We start from the raw sequence: 18,703 nt of genomic DNA, 5'->3' as shown, positions 1-18,703 counted from the left end.
TTCGAATTTCGAAAAACGCGAGAGACAGGACAAACTCGCGAGGAATACTTTAGCAGCATGAGCAGTCCGGTAGACAAATCATGGTTTCGTACCGCAATCGAGCGTGCTGGCTATAAGAGCCAAGGAGCATTCGCGACGGATGTGGGGCTGACATCCGTAAAAATTACCAATATAATTAAGGGAATCCGTAGGGTTCAACCGGAAGAGATAAATCTATTTTCCGAGAAATTGCGGGAATCTCCATCTAATATTATGGCCGCCCTCGGAATGAAGCCCAGGCCCGAGCAGGAGATGCCAATTTCTGGCTATGTAGCGGCGGCAGATCGGGTCGTCTTTTACGAAAATGGAGATGCCGAGCTCGCCAATGAACCGGTGAGGGTGCCATTTTTTTTCTACCCTGGACTTCTTCTCACCATAAAAGGTGACTCGATGCTCCCGCGATATAAGCCTGGCGAGAAAGTCGGTATCAGGACGCCCGGTATTAAGAGCGTGCCCCTGAAATTTCTCGGATGCGACGTCGTCGTTAGCTTAACAAATGGTCAACTCTTGCTTAAGACAATATACAAAGGAACATCTCAAGATAGATTTACTTTGGTTTCTGTGAATCCGACCGTTGAGCCAATAGTTGATGCTGATATCGATTGGGTTGCTCCAATAGATTTTCATATGGTTTAGAACGTTAAATATCGTCGTAGGATATTTTGAGATGCTGCCGGAAGAGAAATGCCCCTTTTGCCATACAATCGTACCTGCCGGCGCGACCGTTTGTACGGGATGCCATGCGGAGCGCGTTGTGGGGATCCAACAGGACGCGATGAAAGGATGGGGCATCGTCGCTGCCGTCGGCGCCGGCGTGCTAGCCAATCACGAGGGAACTTCCCTGCTTAATGCGCTGGGGTGGGGACTTGGCGCGATGTTCGGGGCCATGGTGCTCGCATCTGTTGCCTTTAGAAATCAGATCACTTGGCGCCGCCTGAAACTGCCGAATTAAAGGAATTTCGATTTTCGAAATTTTAGTGTTGCGATTTTCGAAAAAGTAACGATGATCCCCTCCATCGCACCCCGCGATGGAGGTTTTCATGTCACTTCGCCCTACCAAACGTTCCCAATCTGCCTCAGCCGGAAAACCGGCTGCGGCCGTCGTTACGGCGCACCCGGCGAAGGTCGCCACAACAGAGGTCGATGCGGCCGCTTCGGAAGCGCCCGTACGCGCCTCGGATCTCTCCCCCAGTGAGCCTGTCTGCCTCGGCCTGACCTATCGCGACCGCATCACCGGATTCACGGGGATTGCGACCGGTCATGCGACCTATCTGACCAGTTCTCCAAGCGTCCTGCTGTCGCCCCGGGTCGGGGATAGCGGAGGGGGTCTCGATCCTCGCTGGTTCGATGAAGCGTCCCTGGTCCGCATTCCCGACAACCTTCGCTGATTGACGATCCCGGCACAGATTCTGTGCCGGGATGTCCGCCGCCGCACCCCGCGATGGAGGATCCCTTGCTCACCCACCCCACTCAGACGCCTTATGGCGACAGGCACCCGGCAGATAGCCTGCTGCCCTGTCGCCACGGCCTCGCGCTTGCCCGCACTGATCTGCTGCTGATTGTCGCGTCCCTGACGGGCGCCTCGGATGCCCGAGGCAATGCGAAACAGGTCCGTGGCTGGCTTGATGCCGCGCAGAGCCGTACGGCTTGCCGCACGGAAGCGAAATTCCTGGTCGTTCACGCTGTAGCGCGGGCGGTCGTTCCCGGCCATGCCCGCTTTGGCCTGGTTGCCAATCTCCACGAGATGGACAGCTTCGTGCGCGAGGCGATCGCCTCTCTGCCTGTGAGCGCAGGTCAGGGCTCGTACGGCCAATGATCTCCTTGGACGTGGCTATGCCACTCACGTTCCAACTGGTCGAGAATACTGCTCCAGATCGTCGTCATGTAGCTCGCTGCCCAGAGCTCAAGACGTTGGATGCTCTGCTGCTCCGGCGGCTGAAGTGGCAGCAGGCGCTCCCGCATTTCCAGATGCTTTTCCGTCAGGCGCGTGGCCGCGCGGATCAACTCCAGGCGCACGGCCTCGGATGGCTCTTCATGACGAAACATCTTGTCTCTCTTCATAAATTCTAGGGGATGAATGATGGATTCAATGCCTCTCCATGACAATGGCGCCCCCTACGGCGCCCCAGCGGCCACCCATTGCCGCAACCACCTGTCGGCCGCGATCGCCACGCGCTGGCATAACAGCCGCACGCTGGCCATCCTGCTGACGGCCACCCCCGAAAACATCCTCATCACGCCCGAAACCCGCCGCCAGTTCCGCCGCGAAATGGCCGCGCTGGATAGCGCGCTGACGATCGAGGCGAACGCCGTGATGGCTTTAGGGGCGGTGCTGTGATGGGCGCACGCCGCCCCAGCCCCGCGCCGGAAACCGTAACGATCCCCCGCGTCGAACTGGCCACGCAAGCCGCGCTGCTGGCCCTGGCCGATCGCGCCCTCGGCCTGGTGATGGATGCTGGCCCGCATGGCGAGATGGCGCTTCTCGACCTGGAGCGATCGTTCATCCTCGCCCGCACCGCGATCCGCAATGAGATTGCCAGACGACCGGGAGGTAGCGCGGCACCGTCGCCCGCATGCAACCGTCCGATACCCGATCCTCCACCCCGACCGCCACGGACATGGGGGAGCGCAGGATGACCTTCGCCGAAGAAATCGAATTGCTGGTCGATATCGTCCTGGGCGATCCGCCGACCGATAACGCCGACATCCTAGCCGGCGCGACGGCGCTGGAGCGCGACGCGGACGAGATGGAGGAAGCCTGCCCGGCTGACGCCAAAGTGGCACGGGTTCAGGCCCGGCGTCTGCGCGACTTCGTTGCCACGCGCCAGGCGCGAATGGACGGCACTCCCGATCCCTTGTTGCACTGAGGAAATCGAACAATGCAGATCATTCCTGCTGCGGTTTTGTATAGGCGCTGCATTCCGGAGCTTCAGCAAAGAGTCGACTGGACCCTGCGCACTGCGCGGAACCTGCGCGCCCAGGCGTCACAGGATGCGCGGGCGGGCAGGACTGCCCAGGCGAAGCAGCTCACGAAGAACGCCGATGATTTTCAGCTCATCGCGGAAAACATCCTGCTGCAGGCGGTCGACTGGCCGGAGCTGGGCATTCCGCCGTCGCCGGCGCAGACCGGGCGGGTATGATGAGCGGTACCGAAAGGCCGGATGCCGGTCCGTTCCGTGCGATCCTGATCGCGATCTGTGCCGGCATGCTGTTCTGGCTGGCCGTCACCGTGACGGTCCTGTGGGGGCTATCATGAGCTACGCCACGATGGACCACGCGGCCTGGGTCGAAAGCAACATCGCTGCGGCAAAGAGCATGATGACGCGCAAGCCGCGCAAGGACTGCCGCAAGGGATGGGGTGGGGCACCTGACAAGCTCAACCCGTTCCAGGCAACCTGCATGCAGATCCTCGGCATTGTTGGCGACGGCATCTACAATGCGCCAATCAGTTGGGAAACTATCGAATGGGGCGGTGACCAGTGGCTGGTTGTCGCATGGAGGCGCGAACTCGCCACCTTCGACAGTGCAGCCTTGAGCAAGCTGGTCTTCCTCGCCCATGAGTGCTGCATCCGCGTTTCGATTTCCGCACGGACGTTCAGGCACGTCGAAATCATGTTCCATCGTCGGGAACGTGGGGACTGCACGGCGACCCGCCATCCCGACATGGCCGGAATGGTCGAGACCATGCAGCGGTATATCCACGACGGATCACCGGTTTGGCGCGATCGGGATGCAATGCTGGCCGAGCGGGTGGCATCATGACCTGCTGGCTCGCCATTATCATCTCCCTGCGTGCCTGCCGCGACTGCGCAGGCCGGGGCTGGATTCGCACCACCTGGAGCGGTGGACAGGATATTTTCACATTCCGCGTCGTCGAGTCCCTGGCGATTTGCGCCGGGTGTGACGGTGACGCGCGACAGGCCTGGGCGCGGGGCGGTCTATGGCCTTGGAAGAGGCTGAACCGTCATCGGCCAGCCATCCGTCGTGAGCAGTTGGGAGCGGCAGCATGACCAAGCAGCGATATGCCTGGGTGCCGTCCGAAGCTGGCGACGAGATAACGCTGATCGTGGACGGCAAGCGCGCGGGCGCACTGATCCTGTGGGAAGACAAAGAGGACCGTAGCCAAGGCTGGACCTGTGTTGCGGTGACGGAAGACGGTGACGACCGGGAGCTTATGACGCCCGACGCATTTTGGACGCCTCTTGAAAAAGCGCAGCGGTTTTTGTTGGACGCAGTCGGGTTGGGGACAGCGGACGAACAGGCATCGGAGACACCGCCGGCACAGGTGGCCAATCGGTTGGAGCCGGGGCGCGAGGTCGCGCTGACGTGCTCGATCGCTGCGATGCTACGCCGGGAGCGCGGGAGAAGCGGCATGAGCCAGCAGGATCTGGCTCGGGCGGTCGGAGTCAGAACTGATAGCGTAAAGGACTGGGAGGCGGCCCTGCGTCAGCCTCGCCTGGCGCAGTTGCTTGATGTCTTGTCGGTTCTTGGCGCCCTGCCTCGTGCGATGCACGAGATTCTTGCAGAAAATGCAAAGAATTGGGGAGAAGCGGCATGAACGTGCTCGCCCCAATCGGCCGCCTGACGCCGATGCAGTGGAGCCTAGACACTGCCATCAACGTCGTGCTGTTCGCCGGCCTCGGCGGCGCCTGCGCGGGGCTGGAGGATGCAGGCCTGCCGGTCCACGTCGCCAACAACCACGATCCGGTGGCGCTGGCTGCGCACGCGGCGCTGTTCCCCCACACCCGGCATGTCGCCGGCGACATCTTCGACGTGGACCCGCTGGTCGCGACCGGCGGGCGGCCCGTGAACGTCCTCTGGGCGTCGCCGGATTGCCGTGACCATTCGGTGGCCAAGGGCGGCGCGCCGCGATCGGCACGGGTCCGATCTCTGCCGTGGCAGGTCTGTCGCTGGGCCGGGAAAACCAAGCCTCTGATCATCATGATGGAGAATGTCCGGGAAATCCGTGGCTGGGGGCCGCTGATCGCCAAACGGGACAAAGTGACGGGGCGCGTCCTGAAGCTGGACGGCACCGTGGCCAAACGTGGCGAGCGCGTGCCGCGTCACCAGCAGCAGCTCGTTCGCGACAAGCGCTATCTCGGCCGGACCTACCGGGCGTTCGTCGCGCACATCAAGCGGCTGATGAGGGATTACCAGGACCGGGATCTGTGCTGCGCCGATTACAAAATTCCGACACAGCGGCGGCGCTGGTTTGCAGTTGCACGGCGAGACGGCCAGCCGATCGAATGGCCGGAGCAGACGCATGCACCCATGGACAAAGCCAAGGCTCTCGGCCTGCGGCCATGGGTCGGCACGTACACCATCATCGACTGGTCGATCCCGATGCAGTCGATTTTCGACCGGACGAAGCCTCTGGCGGCGAACACCAATCACCGGATCGCCGTCGGTCTGCGGAAATTCGTCTTGGAATCGCCTCGGCCGTTCATCGTCCCGGTCTGTCATTCATCGAATATTACGGCGCACGATGGCCTTGAGCCGCTGCGGACGATCACGACCGAGCGCGGCGGCGGGTTCGCTGTCGTGGCGCCAGCGTTCACGATGCCGCTAACCCATCATGGCGCCCAGCGGGGCAATGACCTTCGCGCTCCGCTGCCGACCATCACGACCGCGCACCGGGGGGAGATGTCCCTGGTCGCTGCCTGGATGGTCCAGCACAATTTTACCGTGGCGGAGGGCGTGATCGGTGCCGGCATGGACCAGCCGCTTTCGACGCTGGTGACGCGCGGCACGCAAAAATACATCGCGGCGGCCAGCTTGGCGAAATTGCGCGGCACCAGCACGGCCGCAGATATTCGGGAGCCGGTGCCGACCCTGTCTGCCGGCGGCAACCATGTCGCGGCCGTAGCGGCGTTTCTAACCAAATATTACGGGCAGGGCGGCGTCGCCCAAGGCGCGGATGATCCTCTGCACTCTCTGACGACCCTGGCCCGCTTCGGCGTTGTCACCGTCCAGATGCAAGGCCAGCCGTACGCGCTGACCGATATCCGGATGCGGATGCTGGCACCGTCCGAGGCGGCCGCTGCGCATGAACTGACGCTGCCGGACTGGATCGAGATCGACGGCAAGCGCCGGCAGCTCACCAAATCGGAGAGCATGCGCCTGATCGGCAACAGCGTTCCCAAACGAATGGCCACCCTGCTGGCCCAGGCAAACCGCGTCACTGCCCTCGATCGGGCGGCGGTGATCGCTGCGGAGTGAATGATGATGGGACAACCAGTCAACGACACGCATAGAGCGGCCTTTTTTGCGATGCTCGATACGCATGTGACCTCCATCAAAGTCGGGATGCGCCCCGATGCGAAAGTCACGATCATCGTGCGCGCGCCCGAGGCGCTGCCTCATGAGGCGATGATCTCCACCAACGATGATCTGTTCGTTGTGCGCGCGGCGGTGGCTCATTTTGCAGGGGTGAAGGAATGAGCAGCGGAACCACAGAATGGGAATCCGTTGCTGAGGCTGCGATCCGGCGGGGCCAGTTTGCAGCATCAGCAGGCGTCGGCATTCATCTGTCACGGGATGAGGCACATGCGCTGTTCGGCATTGGCCCGCTCTGCCAGGCTATCCCCTCCGGCGAAAGAGGCTCTACGGCCCGGCATCCAAAGCTGACGGCGACCCAGAGGCGGATTCTGGGCGTCGTTATGCCGAGTTCGGGAGGCTTCGACCCGCGTACGGATCAGGTGGCCCATAGCCTTGGCGTTTCCACCAGCACCGTGTGGGGACATCTCAGAGCATTGGAGCGCAAGGGGATCATCACCCGATCGCATAATGCCCCGATCCGTTGGAGGAAAGTATGACCCACCACGGGACGCGGGAAGAGATCCGCAGCGACATCATGGGCTCACTGGCGCAGATCGTCCGCGACGGCCGGGAGCGGTCGGCGTTGGCAGATGGCTGGTTCGCGGGGATCAGCAGGCTGGCCACGGCAGAACTCCGGGCCGAGAACGAGCGGTTGCGGGAGGCGCTGGAGCTTCTGGTCGCGGATTGTAAACAATATCCAGCATGGGAACGTCCGTGCTTTGCACTGGACGTTGCCGAGGCAGGATTGCGCGGGGAGGATCATTCGCCCGAACGGACGCTGCCGGACAATGTCGCAGCCACCCTCTCTGCCATACCCCAGGCGCCGGACGGCCGCACGGATCGGGATATCAGCGGCGGCCTGAAGGCCGATATGTTCTGGGAGGCGGCTGACCCAGAAGGCAGCGCGGACAGCGCCGAAGTCGTGATAGAGCGCTGCGATCCGTTCGTGCCAGTCCAAATGGAGACAGCATTCATGGGCCCGAATATTTGGGGCTTCCATGACGGCACCAGAAACTTCGTTTTCGCAACGGAGGCGGAGTGCGTGGCGGCCATCGACGCGGCCATGGACCGGGAGGGCCGGGGCAATGGCTGACCACCCGATGCTGGCCCATCCCTGTCTGTCCGACCTGGTGATTGGCAAGGCGGTCTACACGACGCGCCTGCACGGTGACGGACGGGGAAACTACGTCGGCGCCACCCGCGAGACTATCAGTGGCTGTGCGATTGCCCACGTTGGGCGCCTGGTTGTGCGCGACGGTGAGCGCGTGCTGGAGCTGACGGGGTATCTGACGGTGCCTCGGCGCGATCGCGGAGCCACAGGAGGCGCTGATGGGACGTGACGTGGTCGTCACCATTACTCCCCGAGCGCTCTCCGAGAAGGATGCGGCGCGCTACCTATCCCTTTCGGTCAGCGGATTTCGCAGCCTGGTTGCGACGGCAATCCGTTCGATCAAGCTTGGTCAACGTCGAAAGGCCTATCTGCGCGAGGACCTCGATCGCTGGCTCGACCATCAGGCCGGCATTGCGCCGACACCGACGCTCGCGAACCCGTGGGATAAGTTTAAGTGACTGTTATCAGGCTGAAATACGTTCATAGATTTACTGACCGCTACGGGAAAATACGGTATTATTTGAGGCGGCCCGGCGAGAAGCAGCGTCCGCTTCCCGATCCGTCCAGCCCCGATTTCATGACGGCATATTATGGGCTCATGGCGAGTGAGCCCCGGAAGGAACGGACGCAACGCGCGCCGTCCGGCAGCGTGTCCGACCTGATCAGCCGCTGGTACCAGACTGCGGAATTTGCGGCGTTGAAAGACAGCACGAAGGCGGTTTATCGCCGCCTGCTCGAACGCATGAGATCAGCGGAATATGGCGAGCTGCCGGTAGCCGGCATGGAGGCCGCCAATGTGCGCTACCTGGTGCGCGAACAGTCCAATAGCCCTACGACGGCGAATCGCATGCTGCGGCTATGGGGCACGCTGATGCAGTTTGCGATTGATATTGGATGGAGGGATACGGACCCGAGCGTGGGCATCAAGCGGCTGCGCATCAAGAGCAAAGGCATTCACTCCTGGACCGACGCTGAAATCGCGCAATTCGAAACGCACTGGCCGTCAGGGTCGCGGCCCCGCCTGGCATTGGCGCTTCTGCTTTATACAGGACAGCGCCGCAGTGACGTCGTGGCAATGGGACCGCGTGCGGTGACGGGCGAGAGGATACGGGTAAATCAGATTAAGACTGGAGCCGAACTACAGATTCCGATTCATCCGGCGCTTCGGGTCGAGCTGAATGCGATACAGGATCAGGTGGCTGCGACGTTCCTAATCACGGAGCGGGGCCGCGCGTTTTCCGTGAACGGATTTTACAACCAGTTTATCGGATGGTGCGAAGGGGCAGGGCTGCCGGCGGGGTGCAGCCCGCATGGATTGCGCAAGGCTGCCGCCAGACGGCTGGCGGAAGCGGGATGCACGCCACACCAGATCGCATCGATTACCGGACACCGGTCACTGGCTGAGGTGGAGCGTTATACCCGGGCGGTCGAGCAGGTGCAGCTTGCCGAGATTGCCATGTCCAGATTGGATGGAATTGGCAAACTCAAAAAAAAGAATGGCAAACTTCCATCTAAATAGATGATATGCCTATTTAATTTTACGGAATGGCGGACCCGAAAGGATTCGAACCTTCGACCTTCGCCTTCGGAGGGCGACGCTCTATCCAGCTGAGCTACGGGTCCAGTGAGGCCTCCATACCCCGAACCGTTTCGGGACGCCAGTCCCGCCGGGTAATTATTTGCCGGGCAGGGCCTCCAGGGGGGCGAGGATCGGAAGTGGCGCGTCGCTGCCGTCATGGGGCAGGGCCTGCCATGCGGCCGCGGCGATGTCGCCCCCCGAGGGCAGGGGGCGGTCGGGGTCGGTGATCCATTGCGCGATGTCGGCGGTGGCGGCCTGTCTGCTGCGGCCGCGCAGGAGCAGGTGATAGCCCTGCGGAATGTAATCGCGGCGCGTGCCGGGCGGGAGGTTGCGCCACAGGGCGGCCATTGCGGGCGGGGGGACAAGCTGGTCGTGCCCGCCATAGATGACCATGGTCGGGCCGTGCAGGCGTGGGGCGGCTTCCGCGGCCTGGCGCATCAGGGCAGCGAGGCCCGCGACGGCGCGCATCCGGCTGGCGCGCAGGGTCAGCGGGTCGAAATAGAGTCGCCGCATCGCCGCCATGTCGTCGCCCGCCACGACGTGGACCGGCAGTTCGTGGCCCGTCAGGCGCCAGTCGGGGGCCGTCGCGGCCAGCAGGCGCAGCACCGTCTCGGGGACGGCGCCCAGCTTCCAGACCGCCGGGGCCAACAGGATGGTGCCCGCCACCGGTGGCGCGTCCGGGCGGGCCATCAGGCATGTCAGGATCGCGCCGCCCATGCTCTCGCCCATGAGATAGAGCGGCACGCCGGGGTGGCGGCGGGCGATTTGCAGGGCCTCGTTCCGCGCATCCGCGACCATCTGGTCCGTCCCGGCCCATAGGCCGCGATCGGCCATCCCGCCGAAGCCGCGTAGATCGGGGGCGTAGAGCGTGATGCCTTGTGCCACGAGCGCGGGGGCCGCGAATTCCCATGCATCGCGGCTGTCGTCGAATCCATGCAGTGCCAGCATGACCGCCCGGACCCGCCCGCGGGCGGGCCAGATCCGGGTGGGGACGCGGGTGCCGTCGGGCAGGCGCAGGACCGTGTCGGGCGGCACCAGTCGGCCGTCCGCCGCCCATATGGCTGGCGGCCGGGGCGCCGGCGGGTCCCGCATGGCGCACCCCGCCAGCAGCAGGAAGGGGGTCAGATAGCGCAGGCGTGACAGGCGGAGGTTTGAAAGCACGGTGATCCTGCGTATCATCCCCCGTCCATCCTGACCACCGGCCGACAGGGCCATCATCACGAGGCGGAGCGAACATATGCAGGTCCAGACCCTTCCGGCCCAATCCGGCGATCCGGTACCCCATCCGCGCCTCGGTCATGTCGAGACGGTGATCGTGCAATCGCGGGTCCTGTCCTGCGACGGTGGGCTGGGGGCGCTGGGCCATCCGCGCGTGTGGCTGCGTATCGCGGGTCATCAGACCTTCTGCCCCTATTGCTCGCGCCTGTTCGTGCTGAGTCCGGATGCCGGGGAAGACAGCGCGCACTGATCCGCCCCCCGATGTCAGGCCCCATGTCCGGCGACGCCCCGATTCACCTGATCCTCGTTGACGGGTCGGGGTTCATCTTTCGTGCCTTCCATGCCTTGCCGCCGATGACCGCGCCCGACGGCACGCCGGTCAATGCCGTCTTCGGCTTTACCAACATGTTGGCGCGCCTGCTGCGCGACCATGCGGGCACGCATCTGGCGGTGATTTTCGATGCGGGGCGGCTGACCTTCCGCAACGACCTCTATGACCAGTACAAGGCTCACCGGCCGGAGCCGCCCGAGGATCTGCGCCCGCAATTCGCCCTGGTGCGGGACGCGACCGCGGCCTTTGGCGTGCCTGGGATCGAGGAGGCGGGTTGGGAGGCGGACGATCTGATCGCGGCCTATGCGCGGCGCGTGACCGACGCCGGTGGGCGTTGTACCATCGTTTCGTCCGACAAGGACCTGATGCAGTTGATTCGGCCGGGCGTGGAGATGCAGGATCCGATCCGCCAGAAGCCGATCGGGCCGGCGGAGGTCGAGGCTAAATTCGGCGTGACGCCCGACAAGGTGATCGACGTGCAGGCGCTGATCGGCGATTCGGTGGATAACGTGCCGGGCGTGCCGGGGATCGGGCCCAGGACCGCGTCGGCCCTGATCGCGGAATTCGGCTCGCTGGATGCGATCCTGGCGGCGGCCCCCGCGATGAAGGCGTCGAAGCGGCGCGATAATCTGATCGAACATGCCGAGCGTGCCCGCCTGTCGCGCGAACTGGTGACGCTGCGCGAGGATGCGCCCTGCCCGCTGGCGCTGGAGGAACTGGTCTGCCGCGCGCCGGATGAGGAACGGCTGGGGGCGTGGCTGGGGCGGATGGGCTTCCGCTCGCTGGTGCATCGGATGGGGTTGAAGGAAACGGCGGCGGCCGTTGGGGTGGCCCGGCATGCGCCGCCACCGGCGGCTGGCTCGTCCGCGGATACGGCACCGGCCGCGCCCGATCGGGCGGCTTTTGGTCCTTATGAGACCGTGCGGACGGCGGAGGCGTTGACGGAATGGGTCGCCGAGGCGCGGCGGGTCGGGTTCTGCGCCGTCGATACCGAGACCGATGGGCTGGACCCGCTGCGCGCCGGGCTGGTCGGGATCTCGCTGGCGGTGGCGCCGGGGCGGGCCTGCTATATCCCGCTGGCGCATGAAGGGGCGCCGGCCCAGGCGCAGCTTCTGCCGGAGGAGGTGGAGGATGAGGACCCCGTCGGTCTCCAGATGCCGGTCGCCGTCGCACTGGAGATCCTGGGGCCGCTGTTCGTCGACCCGTCGGTATTGAAGATCTTTCAGAACGCCAAGTTCGACCTGCTGGTGCTGACCCGCGCCGGCGCGCCGCAGCCGGCGCCGATCGACGACACCATGTTGATCGCCTACGCCCAGTATGCCGGGCGGCATGGGCAGGGCATGGACGAATTGTCGCGGCTGTATCTGGGTCATACGCCGATTTCGTATGACGAGGTGACGGGGACCGGGCGCAACCGCGTGCCCTTCGCGCGGGTCGATGTGGCGCGGGCCACGGCTTACGCGGCCGAGGATACGGACGTGACGCTGCGGCTGTGGCTGGTGCTGCATCCGACATTGCGGCCCAACCGTGCGCTGGCGCTGTACGAGGAACTGGAACGGCCGCTGGTGGCGGTGCTGGCCGACATGGAGCGGGCGGGCATCGCGGTCGATGTGACCGAATTGCGGCGCCTGTCGGCGGATTTCGCAGGGCGAATGGGGGAGATGGAGGAGGACATCCACCGTCTGGCCGGCCGGTCGTTCAATGTCGGCTCGCCCAAGCAACTGGGCGAAATCCTGTTCGACGAAATGGGACTGCCCGGCGGCAAGCGGATGAAATCGGGCGCCTGGGGCACCGATTCGTCGGTGTTGCAGGATCTGGCCGACCAGGGGCACGACCTGCCGGCGCGCATCCTGTCGTGGCGGCAGTTGGCCAAGTTGAAATCGACCTATGCCGACGCGCTGGTCGGGCAGGCCGATCCGGGGACGGAGCGGGTGCATACCTCGTTCCAGATGGCCATCACCTCGACGGGGCGCCTGTCGTCCAACGAGCCGAACCTACAGAATATTCCCATCCGCACCGAGGAAGGCGGCCGCATCCGCCGCGCCTTCGTCGCGGCGCCGGGTTGCGTGCTGTTGTCGGCGGATTATTCGCAGATCGAACTGCGGCTGCTGGCCCACGTGGCCAACATTCCCGCGCTGCGCGAAGCCTTTGCGCTGGGGCAGGATATTCATGCCCGCACGGCGTCCGAGGTTTTCGGCCTGCCGATCGAGGGGATGGACGCGCTGACGCGGCGGCGGGCCAAGGCGATCAATTTCGGTATCATCTACGGTATCAGCGCCTTCGGGCTGGGGCGGCAGCTCGGGATTTCGCCGGGCGAGGCGCGGTCCTATATCGACGCCTATTTCGCGCGCTATCCGGGGATCCGCGACTATATGGACCGGATGAAGGAAGAGGCGAAGGCCAACGGTTATGTCACCACGCCGTTCGGCCGGCGCTGCTGGGTGCCGGGCATCAGCGACCGCAACGCGGCCCGTCGGTCCTATGCCGAACGCCAGGCGATCAATGCGCCGTTGCAGGGTGGTGCTGCCGACATCATCAAGCGCGCGATGGTGCGCCTGCCGCGCGCGGTGGCCGATGCCGGGCTTGACGGACGGCTGCTGCTTCAGGTCCATGACGAACTTGTGTTCGAGGTACGGCAGGGCCAGGAGGGCGATCTGTCCGGCCTCGTGAAACAGGTCATGGAATCCGCCGCCGAGCTGTCGGTGAAGCTGGTGGTGGAGACCGGAACCGGAACGAACTGGGCGGACGCACACTGATGCAGGAACGGGACAAGCGCCGGTTGGCGATCGGGGCGATCATCGTCGCCCTGTCGGCTGCCGGAGGATATGGCGGCTATCGCGCGATGGAGCGGGCGGGGCCGATGCTGTCCACTTATGGCAACGAGGTCGGCGGGTCGTTCCGGCTGGTCAGCGCGGCCGAGGGCGCGGTGTCGGACAGCGATTTCCGGGGCCGCTGGATGCTGGTCTATTTCGGCTATACCCATTGTCCCGATACGCAATGCGGCGCGACGTTGAAAGCGATGGCCGGGGCGATGGACCTGCTGGGCCCGCGCTACCGCAAGGTGGCGCCGCTGTTCATCTCGCTGGACCCGATGCGCGATACGGCCGAGGCGATGCGGGCCTATACGCTGCGGTTCGGGCCGCGGATCTTCGCGATGACCGGCGCGCCGAACATGCTTCGGGCAGTGACCGCCGAATATCATGCGCCCTATGTCCGCCATGAGGGCAAGGATGGTGATTACAGCATGGAGCCGTCGCCGCGCATCGTCATCATGTCGCCCGAAGGGCGATATGCCGGGACCATCCAGTCCGATGCCTCGGCCGAAGAGATCGCGAAGCGCCTGAATGATCTGATGGCGGCGCGGTAGGTGGCGGCCGGCCATCCGCTTGCCGGATTGACGATGAGTCTGGCGGTGATGGTGGGTGTGTCCTGCCAGGCCGCCCGTGCGCAGGATTCGGCGCCGCCCGGGAGCGCCCGGCCGGTCGGCGACGGGCAGACGCTGGGCAGCCCGCATCGGGGGGGCACGCTGCGGCTGACAGCATCGTCCTCGGGCGGGACGCTCGATCCGCAGATCAATTATACCTCGGAATATGCGCAGATTTTCGCGGTTCTGTATGACGGGCTGCTGAGCTTTCGCAAGGCGGACGACCAGAGCAGCGATGAGGTGGTGCCCGACCTGGCCGAAACCGTGCCGCAGCCCGAGGATGGCGGGCGGACCTGGCGTTTCGTCCTGCGGCGCGGGGTGCGGTTTTCAACCGGGCGGGACCTCACGGTGGCGGATGTCGCGGCCTCGATCCGCCGTCTGTTTCGCGTCGGCAGTCCGACGGCTGGGTCGTTCTACGGCGCCATCATCGGGGCGGATGCCTGTCTGCGCGATCCGGCGCGATGCACGCTGGCGGGTGGGTTGGAGGTCGATCCGGCGACGCGGACTGTCGTCTTTCACCTAAGTCAACCGGATGCCGAATTCCCGCAGAAGCTGGCCTTCCCGCATGCTTCGATTCTGCCGGCGGACATGCCGGACCACGATCTGGGCAATGTGGCCGCGCCGACCACGGGGCCGTATCGGTTCGTCAGCTACGATCCGGACCGGGGCGCGGTGCTGGAGCGGAATCCGTTCTTTCACGTCTGGAGCGCCGACGCCCAGCCCGACGGTTATGTCGACCATATCCGCTATGATTTCGGCCTGCCGGACGAAGCGGCGGTGACGGCGGTGGAAAACGGCCAGTATGACTGGATGTTCGATATGAAGCCGCTGGACCGGCTGGGCGAACTGGGCGCGCGCTATCCCAGGCAGGTCCATCTGCGCGCGCTGTACGGCATGTATTATGTGCCGATGAACGTCAATCTTCCGCCGTTCAACAACCGCCTGGCGCGCCAGGCGGTAAATCGGGCGCTGGACCGGCGTGCGATGACCATCCTGTACGGCGGCTCTGCCGTGGCCGCGCCGCTCTGCACCATCGTGCCGCCCGGCATCCCCGGTGCGCTGGAGGAATGTGCCCATACGATCGGGGCGGACCCCGACCATCCGGCATCCTCCTGGCGTGGGCCCGATCTGGAGGGAGCGCGCCGGATGGTGGCCGCCAGCGGCACCGCCGGGCAGAAGGTGACGGTGGTGGTGCAGAACACCGCCGTCGAGATGAGCATGGGCGTGTGGCTGCGCAACATGCTCCAGGCCATCGGCTATGACGCCAGCGTCAAGCCATTGGCGCATGCGGTGCAGTTCAACTACATACAGAATACGTCGAACCACGTGCAGATCAGCGTAACAGACTGGTTCGCCGATTATCCCTCGGCCTCCAATTTTCTGGATGCTCTGTTCGGATGCGAGAATTTTCATCCCGGCAGTGACAATTCAATCAATATCGCCGGCTATTGCGACAAGGACGCTCAGGCGGCGATGGACGCGGCCAAGCAGGCGACCGATCCGGCGCGGGCCGCCGAGCTTTGGGCACGGGCAGGGCGGATCGTCACCCGTGATTCCCCGGCCGCGCCGGCCATTCGGATCAATTATATCGATCTGGTATCGTCCAGGCTGGGGAATTATTTCTATACGGACCTGTATCACATGACCTTCTCGCAGGTTTGGGTCCGTTGAGGAGATTCCCTTCATGACCGCGCCGACCGCGACCTCCCCTTTTGCGTCCAAGCCTGTCGGGCCATGGCGGCGTGCGGGGCGCAGGCTGGCGCGCGACCGCGCGGCGATGACGGCGCTGCTGGTGTTGCTGGTGGTGACGGTTGGTTGCCTGCTGGCGCCGCTTTATGCGCGCGATGTGGCGCATACCGATCCGTTCACTTCCAACGTCGCGGGATCGGTGATGATCGACGGGCGCCCTGTCGACATCATGCAGCCCAACGACAATCCGCTGCATCTGGGCCTGTCGCCGATCGGGCCGACCTGGCGCGCTTCGGCGGATCTTCTCGGGGCGGACAGCCAGGGGCGCGATCTGGCGGCACGCCTGCTGTATGGCGGGCGGACGTCGCTGATGATTTCCTTCTGCGCCGCCGCGCTATGCATCGTGCTGGCGGGGATGGTGGGGATCGTCGCGGGCTATGTCGGAGGTGTGGTCGATGCGGTGCTGTCGCGCGTCATGGACATCATGTGGGCGGTGCCGGTCTATCTGTTCGCGATCTCGCTTTCCATCGTCACAGTCAGCCAGGGATTGACGCTGGGGCCGATCACGATCGGCAGCGACAATCTGCTGATCCCGATCTGCATCATCGCACTGGTCTATGTGCCTTATGCGGCGCGGCCGGTGCGCGGGCGGGTGATGACGCTGCGGCGGGCGGAATTCGTCACCGCGGCGCGGGCGCTGGGCGTGCCGGGATATCGCATCGTGCTGCGAGACATCCTGCCCAATGTTACCGGGACGCTGGTCGTGCTGGCGCCGCTGATGATGGCGCTGGCGATGATGGTGGAATCGGCGTTGTCGTTCCTGTCGATCGGGGTGCAGGCACCGGGCGCGTCATGGGGCACGATTATCCAGGATGGCGAGGGACTGATCTATACCCGCCCGATGGTGGCTGTTGCGCCGGGGTTGGCGATCGTCATCGTGGTACTGTCGTTGAACGTGCTGGGGGACGGGATGCGCGACGCGCTGGACGTGCGCGACAGCGGACGGGAGCGCGTGTGATGGTGACGAGTGTCCTGTGGCGTCTGGGCCAGATGCTGTTCGTGCTCGTCGGGATTTCGGTACTGGTGTTTCTGGTCTTCTTCGCCACGCCGGGGGCGGACCCGACGGCGCGCATTGCCGGGCGCAATGCCTCGCCCGAGACGATGGCACGGGTGCGTGTGGAATACGGGTTCGACCGGCCCTTGCCGGTGCAATATGCGCGGATGATGGAAAAGCTGTTCGTCACGCGGGATCTGACATCCTACGTCAATCGTGGACAGAAAGTGGTGCCCGAGATCCTGGAGGCGGCGCCGGTCACGGTGTCTCTGGTCTCGGGGGCCGCCGTGATCTGGGTGGTGCTGTCGGTGGTCATGGGCGTGATCGCGGCGGCGCTGCGCGGCAGTTGGGTGGATCGCGGCCTGATGATGCTGGGGCTGGTCGGGATTTCCACGCCGGTCTTCTGGCTGGGACAGGTGGTCAATCTGGTGACGCAGAGCCGTTATCACGAAAGCTGGCTGTTTTCCTGGGTTCCGGGGCTGGGATACGTGCCGCTGACCGAGGATCCGCTGGGCTGGTTTCGCGTGCTGCTGCTGCCGTGGCTGACGTTGGCGGTGCTGTTCGTGGGTATCTACAGCCGTGTGCTGCGTGCCGATCTGGTCGCGGTACAGAGCGAGGATTTCATGCGTACCGCCCGTGCCAAGGGCTTGTCGCCGGTGCGGGTGCTGCTGGTTCACGGGCTGCGCACCTCGATGATCACCTTCGTATCGCTGTTCGGTCTGGATTTCGCGCAACTGGTCGGGGGCGGTGCATTGCTGACCGAGGTGGTGTTCGGTTTGCAGGGGGTGGGACGGTTGACCTACCAGGGGCTGTCGAATCTGGACCTGCCGCTGATCATGGCCACGGTGATGTATTCGGCGGTGTTCGTCGTGGTCGCCAATGCGGCGGTCGACATGGTGTATGCGGTGCTTGACCCGAGAGTGCGCGATGGAGGGTGACACGCTGCTGGCGGTGCGTGACCTGACGGTGGCGCTGCCCATCGGCGGGCGGTTGGTGCCGATCGTCGAATCCGTATCCTTTACGCTGGGCGCTCGGGAAATCTTGGGCATCGTGGGCGAGTCCGGATCGGGCAAGAGTGTGACCTCGCTGGCGATCATGGGGTTGATCGATGTGCCGGGTGCGCGCGTCAGCGGGTCGGTGCGTTTTCGCGGGCGCGAACTGGTGGGGCTGGCGCCACGGACCTATCGCGCCCTGCGCGGTCGCGAGATCGCGATGATCTTCCAGGACCCGATGACCGCCTTTACCCCAGTCTATACGGTAGGGTGGCAGATTGACGAACAGATCCGCGCGCATCAAAAAATTTCTCGAAAGGAGGCACGGTCGCGCACGGTGCGCCTGCTGGGTGACATGGGAGTGCCCGACCCGGAGCAGGTGGCTGGACGATATCCGCATCAATTATCCGGTGGTCTGCGCCAGCGGGCGATGATCGCGATGGCGCTATCGTGCAATCCGGCGCTGCTGATCGCCGACGAACCGACGACGGCGCTGGATGTGACGGTGCAGGCGCAGATCCTGGACCTGTTGCGCGGGCTGCGGCGGGATTACGGCTCCTCGGTGCTGCTGATCACCCATGATATGGGCGTGGTGGCCGAGACCTGCGATCGGACGCTGGTGCTGTATAGCGGGCTGGTGGCCGAACGCGGGCCGACCGGGGCGCTGTTCGCGCGGCCGGGGCATCCTTACACCGCGGCGCTGCTGGATTCGATTCCGCCGCTGCATGGTCCGCGCCCGAAGCGTCTGCCGTCCATTTCGGGCAGTCCGCCGACGCCGGACGAGCGGCCCGCTGGCTGCCCTTTTGCGCTACGCTGTACCCATGTCCATGAGGCCTGTGCCGTGCGGCCGCCGCTGGTTGCCTGCGGAGAACAGGACGTTGCCTGTGTTCTGCCGACCGAAGGGCGCCCTTTGCCGCCACGTTTCGTTCCGGAGTTTTGCGCGTGACC

Annotated in this window: 26 protein-coding genes and 1 tRNA gene; 24 read left to right on the top strand and 3 right to left on the bottom strand. The window is 64.5% G+C overall.

The window, feature by feature from the left end:
• Positions 1 to 57 precede the first annotated feature (57 nt).
• From HLH48_RS05855 to HLH48_RS05840, 4 genes are all read left to right on the top strand, one after another.
• Positions 58 to 675 carry a S24 family peptidase gene (locus HLH48_RS05855; RefSeq protein WP_182996554.1) on the top strand — a complete coding sequence of 206 codons (618 nt, stop codon included), beginning with the start codon at positions 58 to 60 and terminating at the stop codon, positions 673 to 675.
• 31 nt (positions 676 to 706) lie between these two features.
• Positions 707 to 991, top strand: coding sequence for a hypothetical protein (locus HLH48_RS05850; protein ID WP_182996553.1), 285 nt, complete (start codon positions 707 to 709; stop codon positions 989 to 991).
• A gap of 88 nt (positions 992 to 1,079) precedes the next feature.
• Positions 1,080 to 1,427 (top strand): hypothetical protein, encoded by a 348-nt coding sequence (locus tag HLH48_RS05845; RefSeq protein WP_182996552.1) that lies wholly within the window; start codon positions 1,080 to 1,082, stop codon positions 1,425 to 1,427.
• A 65-nt stretch (positions 1,428 to 1,492) separates the two neighbouring features.
• Positions 1,493 to 1,855, top strand: a complete 363-nt coding sequence (locus HLH48_RS05840; protein WP_182996551.1) for a hypothetical protein — start codon at positions 1,493 to 1,495, stop codon at positions 1,853 to 1,855.
• On the opposite strand, the gene HLH48_RS05835 is transcribed toward HLH48_RS05840, so the two are convergent.
• On the bottom strand, positions 1,834 to 2,085 hold the full coding sequence (locus tag HLH48_RS05835) for a hypothetical protein (protein ID WP_182996550.1): 252 nt from the start codon (positions 2,083 to 2,085) through the stop codon (positions 1,834 to 1,836). The two genes, HLH48_RS05840 and HLH48_RS05835, sit on opposite strands and share 22 nt — an antisense overlap.
• 43 nt (positions 2,086 to 2,128) lie before the next feature.
• Here HLH48_RS05835 and HLH48_RS05830 point away from each other — a divergent pair, with 43 nt between their 5' ends.
• The 13 genes from HLH48_RS05830 (at position 2,129) to HLH48_RS23655 (ending at position 8,987) form a co-directional block, all read left to right on the top strand.
• On the top strand, positions 2,129 to 2,377 hold the full coding sequence (locus HLH48_RS05830) for a hypothetical protein (RefSeq protein ID WP_182996549.1): 249 nt from the start codon (positions 2,129 to 2,131) through the stop codon (positions 2,375 to 2,377).
• Complete coding sequence (locus HLH48_RS05825) at positions 2,377 to 2,676, top strand: hypothetical protein (RefSeq protein ID WP_182996548.1); 300 nt, start codon at positions 2,377 to 2,379, stop codon at positions 2,674 to 2,676. The genes HLH48_RS05830 and HLH48_RS05825 overlap by 1 nt, the downstream gene beginning before the upstream one ends.
• Positions 2,673 to 2,906, top strand: coding sequence for a hypothetical protein (locus HLH48_RS05820; RefSeq protein WP_182996547.1), 234 nt, complete (start codon positions 2,673 to 2,675; stop codon positions 2,904 to 2,906). Before HLH48_RS05825 ends, HLH48_RS05820 begins: the two co-directional genes overlap by 4 nt.
• Before the next feature lie 12 nt (positions 2,907 to 2,918).
• On the top strand, positions 2,919 to 3,179 hold the full coding sequence (locus HLH48_RS05815; protein ID WP_182996546.1) for a hypothetical protein: 261 nt from the start codon (positions 2,919 to 2,921) through the stop codon (positions 3,177 to 3,179).
• 112 nt (positions 3,180 to 3,291) lie between these two features.
• Positions 3,292 to 3,801, top strand: coding sequence for a hypothetical protein (locus HLH48_RS05810; protein ID WP_182996545.1), 510 nt, complete (start codon positions 3,292 to 3,294; stop codon positions 3,799 to 3,801).
• A 244-nt stretch (positions 3,802 to 4,045) separates the two neighbouring features.
• A complete protein-coding gene (locus HLH48_RS05805) occupies positions 4,046 to 4,597 on the top strand; it encodes a helix-turn-helix domain-containing protein (protein WP_182996544.1) in 552 nt (183 codons plus the stop codon).
• The gene (locus tag HLH48_RS05800; RefSeq protein WP_182996543.1) at positions 4,594 to 6,258 is read left to right on the top strand and encodes a DNA cytosine methyltransferase; all 1,665 of its coding nucleotides are present in this window, start codon (positions 4,594 to 4,596) and stop codon (positions 6,256 to 6,258) included. Before HLH48_RS05805 ends, HLH48_RS05800 begins: the two co-directional genes overlap by 4 nt.
• A complete protein-coding gene (locus tag HLH48_RS05795; RefSeq protein WP_182996542.1) occupies positions 6,259 to 6,480 on the top strand; it encodes a hypothetical protein in 222 nt (73 codons plus the stop codon).
• The gene (locus tag HLH48_RS23750; RefSeq protein ID WP_182996541.1) at positions 6,477 to 6,854 is read left to right on the top strand and encodes a LexA family protein; all 378 of its coding nucleotides are present in this window, start codon (positions 6,477 to 6,479) and stop codon (positions 6,852 to 6,854) included. Before HLH48_RS05795 ends, HLH48_RS23750 begins: the two co-directional genes overlap by 4 nt.
• Complete coding sequence (locus HLH48_RS05785) at positions 6,851 to 7,450, top strand: hypothetical protein (protein ID WP_182996540.1); 600 nt, start codon at positions 6,851 to 6,853, stop codon at positions 7,448 to 7,450. Before HLH48_RS23750 ends, HLH48_RS05785 begins: the two co-directional genes overlap by 4 nt.
• Complete coding sequence (locus HLH48_RS05780) at positions 7,443 to 7,697, top strand: hypothetical protein (protein WP_182996539.1); 255 nt, start codon at positions 7,443 to 7,445, stop codon at positions 7,695 to 7,697. Before HLH48_RS05785 ends, HLH48_RS05780 begins: the two co-directional genes overlap by 8 nt.
• Positions 7,687 to 7,926 (top strand): helix-turn-helix transcriptional regulator, encoded by a 240-nt coding sequence (locus tag HLH48_RS05775; RefSeq protein ID WP_182996538.1) that lies wholly within the window; start codon positions 7,687 to 7,689, stop codon positions 7,924 to 7,926. The genes HLH48_RS05780 and HLH48_RS05775 overlap by 11 nt, the downstream gene beginning before the upstream one ends.
• Positions 7,923 to 8,987, top strand: a complete 1,065-nt coding sequence (locus HLH48_RS23655; protein WP_264812421.1) for a site-specific integrase — start codon at positions 7,923 to 7,925, stop codon at positions 8,985 to 8,987. The genes HLH48_RS05775 and HLH48_RS23655 overlap by 4 nt, the downstream gene beginning before the upstream one ends.
• Positions 8,988 to 9,014: 27 nt before the next feature.
• On the opposite strand, the gene HLH48_RS05765 is transcribed toward HLH48_RS23655, so the two are convergent.
• Together HLH48_RS05765 and HLH48_RS05760 are read right to left on the bottom strand one after the other, a co-directional pair.
• Positions 9,015 to 9,091, bottom strand: a tRNA-Arg gene (locus HLH48_RS05765).
• Between the two features lie 52 nt (positions 9,092 to 9,143).
• On the bottom strand, positions 9,144 to 10,226 hold the full coding sequence (locus HLH48_RS05760; protein WP_182996537.1) for an alpha/beta fold hydrolase: 1,083 nt from the start codon (positions 10,224 to 10,226) through the stop codon (positions 9,144 to 9,146).
• 58 nt (positions 10,227 to 10,284) lie between these two features.
• Here HLH48_RS05760 and HLH48_RS05755 point away from each other — a divergent pair, with 58 nt between their 5' ends.
• From HLH48_RS05755 to HLH48_RS05725, 7 genes are read left to right on the top strand one after another with little or no spacing between them, the layout of a single operon-like run.
• Positions 10,285 to 10,515, top strand: a complete 231-nt coding sequence (locus tag HLH48_RS05755; protein ID WP_114727402.1) for a zinc-finger domain-containing protein — start codon at positions 10,285 to 10,287, stop codon at positions 10,513 to 10,515.
• Between the two features lie 23 nt (positions 10,516 to 10,538).
• Positions 10,539 to 13,352: a DNA polymerase I gene (gene polA / locus HLH48_RS05750; protein WP_182996536.1), complete on the top strand. Its 2,814-nt coding sequence runs from the start codon at positions 10,539 to 10,541 to the stop codon at positions 13,350 to 13,352.
• Positions 13,352 to 13,963, top strand: coding sequence for an SCO family protein (locus tag HLH48_RS05745; protein ID WP_182996535.1), 612 nt, complete (start codon positions 13,352 to 13,354; stop codon positions 13,961 to 13,963). The genes polA and HLH48_RS05745 overlap by 1 nt, the downstream gene beginning before the upstream one ends.
• 33 nt (positions 13,964 to 13,996) lie before the next feature.
• The gene (locus HLH48_RS05740; protein ID WP_246386962.1) at positions 13,997 to 15,691 is read left to right on the top strand and encodes an ABC transporter substrate-binding protein; all 1,695 of its coding nucleotides are present in this window, start codon (positions 13,997 to 13,999) and stop codon (positions 15,689 to 15,691) included.
• Positions 15,692 to 15,704: 13 nt separating this feature from the next.
• A complete protein-coding gene (locus HLH48_RS05735; protein WP_182996534.1) occupies positions 15,705 to 16,727 on the top strand; it encodes an ABC transporter permease in 1,023 nt (340 codons plus the stop codon).
• Complete coding sequence (locus HLH48_RS05730) at positions 16,727 to 17,701, top strand: ABC transporter permease (RefSeq protein ID WP_182996533.1); 975 nt, start codon at positions 16,727 to 16,729, stop codon at positions 17,699 to 17,701. Before HLH48_RS05735 ends, HLH48_RS05730 begins: the two co-directional genes overlap by 1 nt.
• Positions 17,691 to 18,701 carry an ABC transporter ATP-binding protein gene (locus HLH48_RS05725; RefSeq protein ID WP_182996532.1) on the top strand — a complete coding sequence of 337 codons (1,011 nt, stop codon included), beginning with the start codon at positions 17,691 to 17,693 and terminating at the stop codon, positions 18,699 to 18,701. The genes HLH48_RS05730 and HLH48_RS05725 overlap by 11 nt, the downstream gene beginning before the upstream one ends.
• Positions 18,702 to 18,703: the final 2 nt, after the last annotated feature.

The organism is Gluconacetobacter sacchari, assembly GCF_014174255.1.
Taxonomy (GTDB): domain Bacteria; phylum Pseudomonadota; class Alphaproteobacteria; order Acetobacterales; family Acetobacteraceae; genus Gluconacetobacter; species Gluconacetobacter sacchari.
This window is presented reverse-complemented; position numbering and strand designations above follow the sequence as displayed.

Coding starts and splice junctions, on each gene's coding strand:
- HLH48_RS05855 (WP_182996554.1), top strand. CDS start 58: ATGAGCAGTCCGGTAGACAAATCATGGTTTCGTACCGCAATCGAGCGT.
- HLH48_RS05850 (WP_182996553.1), top strand. CDS start 707: ATGCTGCCGGAAGAGAAATGCCCCTTTTGCCATACAATCGTACCTGCC.
- HLH48_RS05845 (WP_182996552.1), top strand. CDS start 1,080: ATGTCACTTCGCCCTACCAAACGTTCCCAATCTGCCTCAGCCGGAAAA.
- HLH48_RS05835 (WP_182996550.1), bottom strand. CDS start 2,085: ATGTTTCGTCATGAAGAGCCATCCGAGGCCGTGCGCCTGGAGTTGATC.
- HLH48_RS05830 (WP_182996549.1), top strand. CDS start 2,129: ATGCCTCTCCATGACAATGGCGCCCCCTACGGCGCCCCAGCGGCCACC.
- HLH48_RS05825 (WP_182996548.1), top strand. CDS start 2,377: ATGGGCGCACGCCGCCCCAGCCCCGCGCCGGAAACCGTAACGATCCCC.
- HLH48_RS05820 (WP_182996547.1), top strand. CDS start 2,673: ATGACCTTCGCCGAAGAAATCGAATTGCTGGTCGATATCGTCCTGGGC.
- HLH48_RS05815 (WP_182996546.1), top strand. CDS start 2,919: ATGCAGATCATTCCTGCTGCGGTTTTGTATAGGCGCTGCATTCCGGAG.
- HLH48_RS05810 (WP_182996545.1), top strand. CDS start 3,292: ATGAGCTACGCCACGATGGACCACGCGGCCTGGGTCGAAAGCAACATC.
- HLH48_RS05805 (WP_182996544.1), top strand. CDS start 4,046: ATGACCAAGCAGCGATATGCCTGGGTGCCGTCCGAAGCTGGCGACGAG.
- HLH48_RS05800 (WP_182996543.1), top strand. CDS start 4,594: ATGAACGTGCTCGCCCCAATCGGCCGCCTGACGCCGATGCAGTGGAGC.
- HLH48_RS05795 (WP_182996542.1), top strand. CDS start 6,259: ATGATGATGGGACAACCAGTCAACGACACGCATAGAGCGGCCTTTTTT.
- HLH48_RS23750 (WP_182996541.1), top strand. CDS start 6,477: ATGAGCAGCGGAACCACAGAATGGGAATCCGTTGCTGAGGCTGCGATC.
- HLH48_RS05785 (WP_182996540.1), top strand. CDS start 6,851: ATGACCCACCACGGGACGCGGGAAGAGATCCGCAGCGACATCATGGGC.
- HLH48_RS05780 (WP_182996539.1), top strand. CDS start 7,443: ATGGCTGACCACCCGATGCTGGCCCATCCCTGTCTGTCCGACCTGGTG.
- HLH48_RS05775 (WP_182996538.1), top strand. CDS start 7,687: ATGGGACGTGACGTGGTCGTCACCATTACTCCCCGAGCGCTCTCCGAG.
- HLH48_RS05760 (WP_182996537.1), bottom strand. CDS start 10,226: ATGATACGCAGGATCACCGTGCTTTCAAACCTCCGCCTGTCACGCCTG.
- HLH48_RS05755 (WP_114727402.1), top strand. CDS start 10,285: ATGCAGGTCCAGACCCTTCCGGCCCAATCCGGCGATCCGGTACCCCAT.
- polA (WP_182996536.1), top strand. CDS start 10,539: ATGTCCGGCGACGCCCCGATTCACCTGATCCTCGTTGACGGGTCGGGG.
- HLH48_RS05745 (WP_182996535.1), top strand. CDS start 13,352: ATGCAGGAACGGGACAAGCGCCGGTTGGCGATCGGGGCGATCATCGTC.
- HLH48_RS05740 (WP_246386962.1), top strand. CDS start 13,997: ATGAGTCTGGCGGTGATGGTGGGTGTGTCCTGCCAGGCCGCCCGTGCG.
- HLH48_RS05735 (WP_182996534.1), top strand. CDS start 15,705: ATGACCGCGCCGACCGCGACCTCCCCTTTTGCGTCCAAGCCTGTCGGG.
- HLH48_RS05730 (WP_182996533.1), top strand. CDS start 16,727: ATGGTGACGAGTGTCCTGTGGCGTCTGGGCCAGATGCTGTTCGTGCTC.
- HLH48_RS05725 (WP_182996532.1), top strand. CDS start 17,691: ATGGAGGGTGACACGCTGCTGGCGGTGCGTGACCTGACGGTGGCGCTG.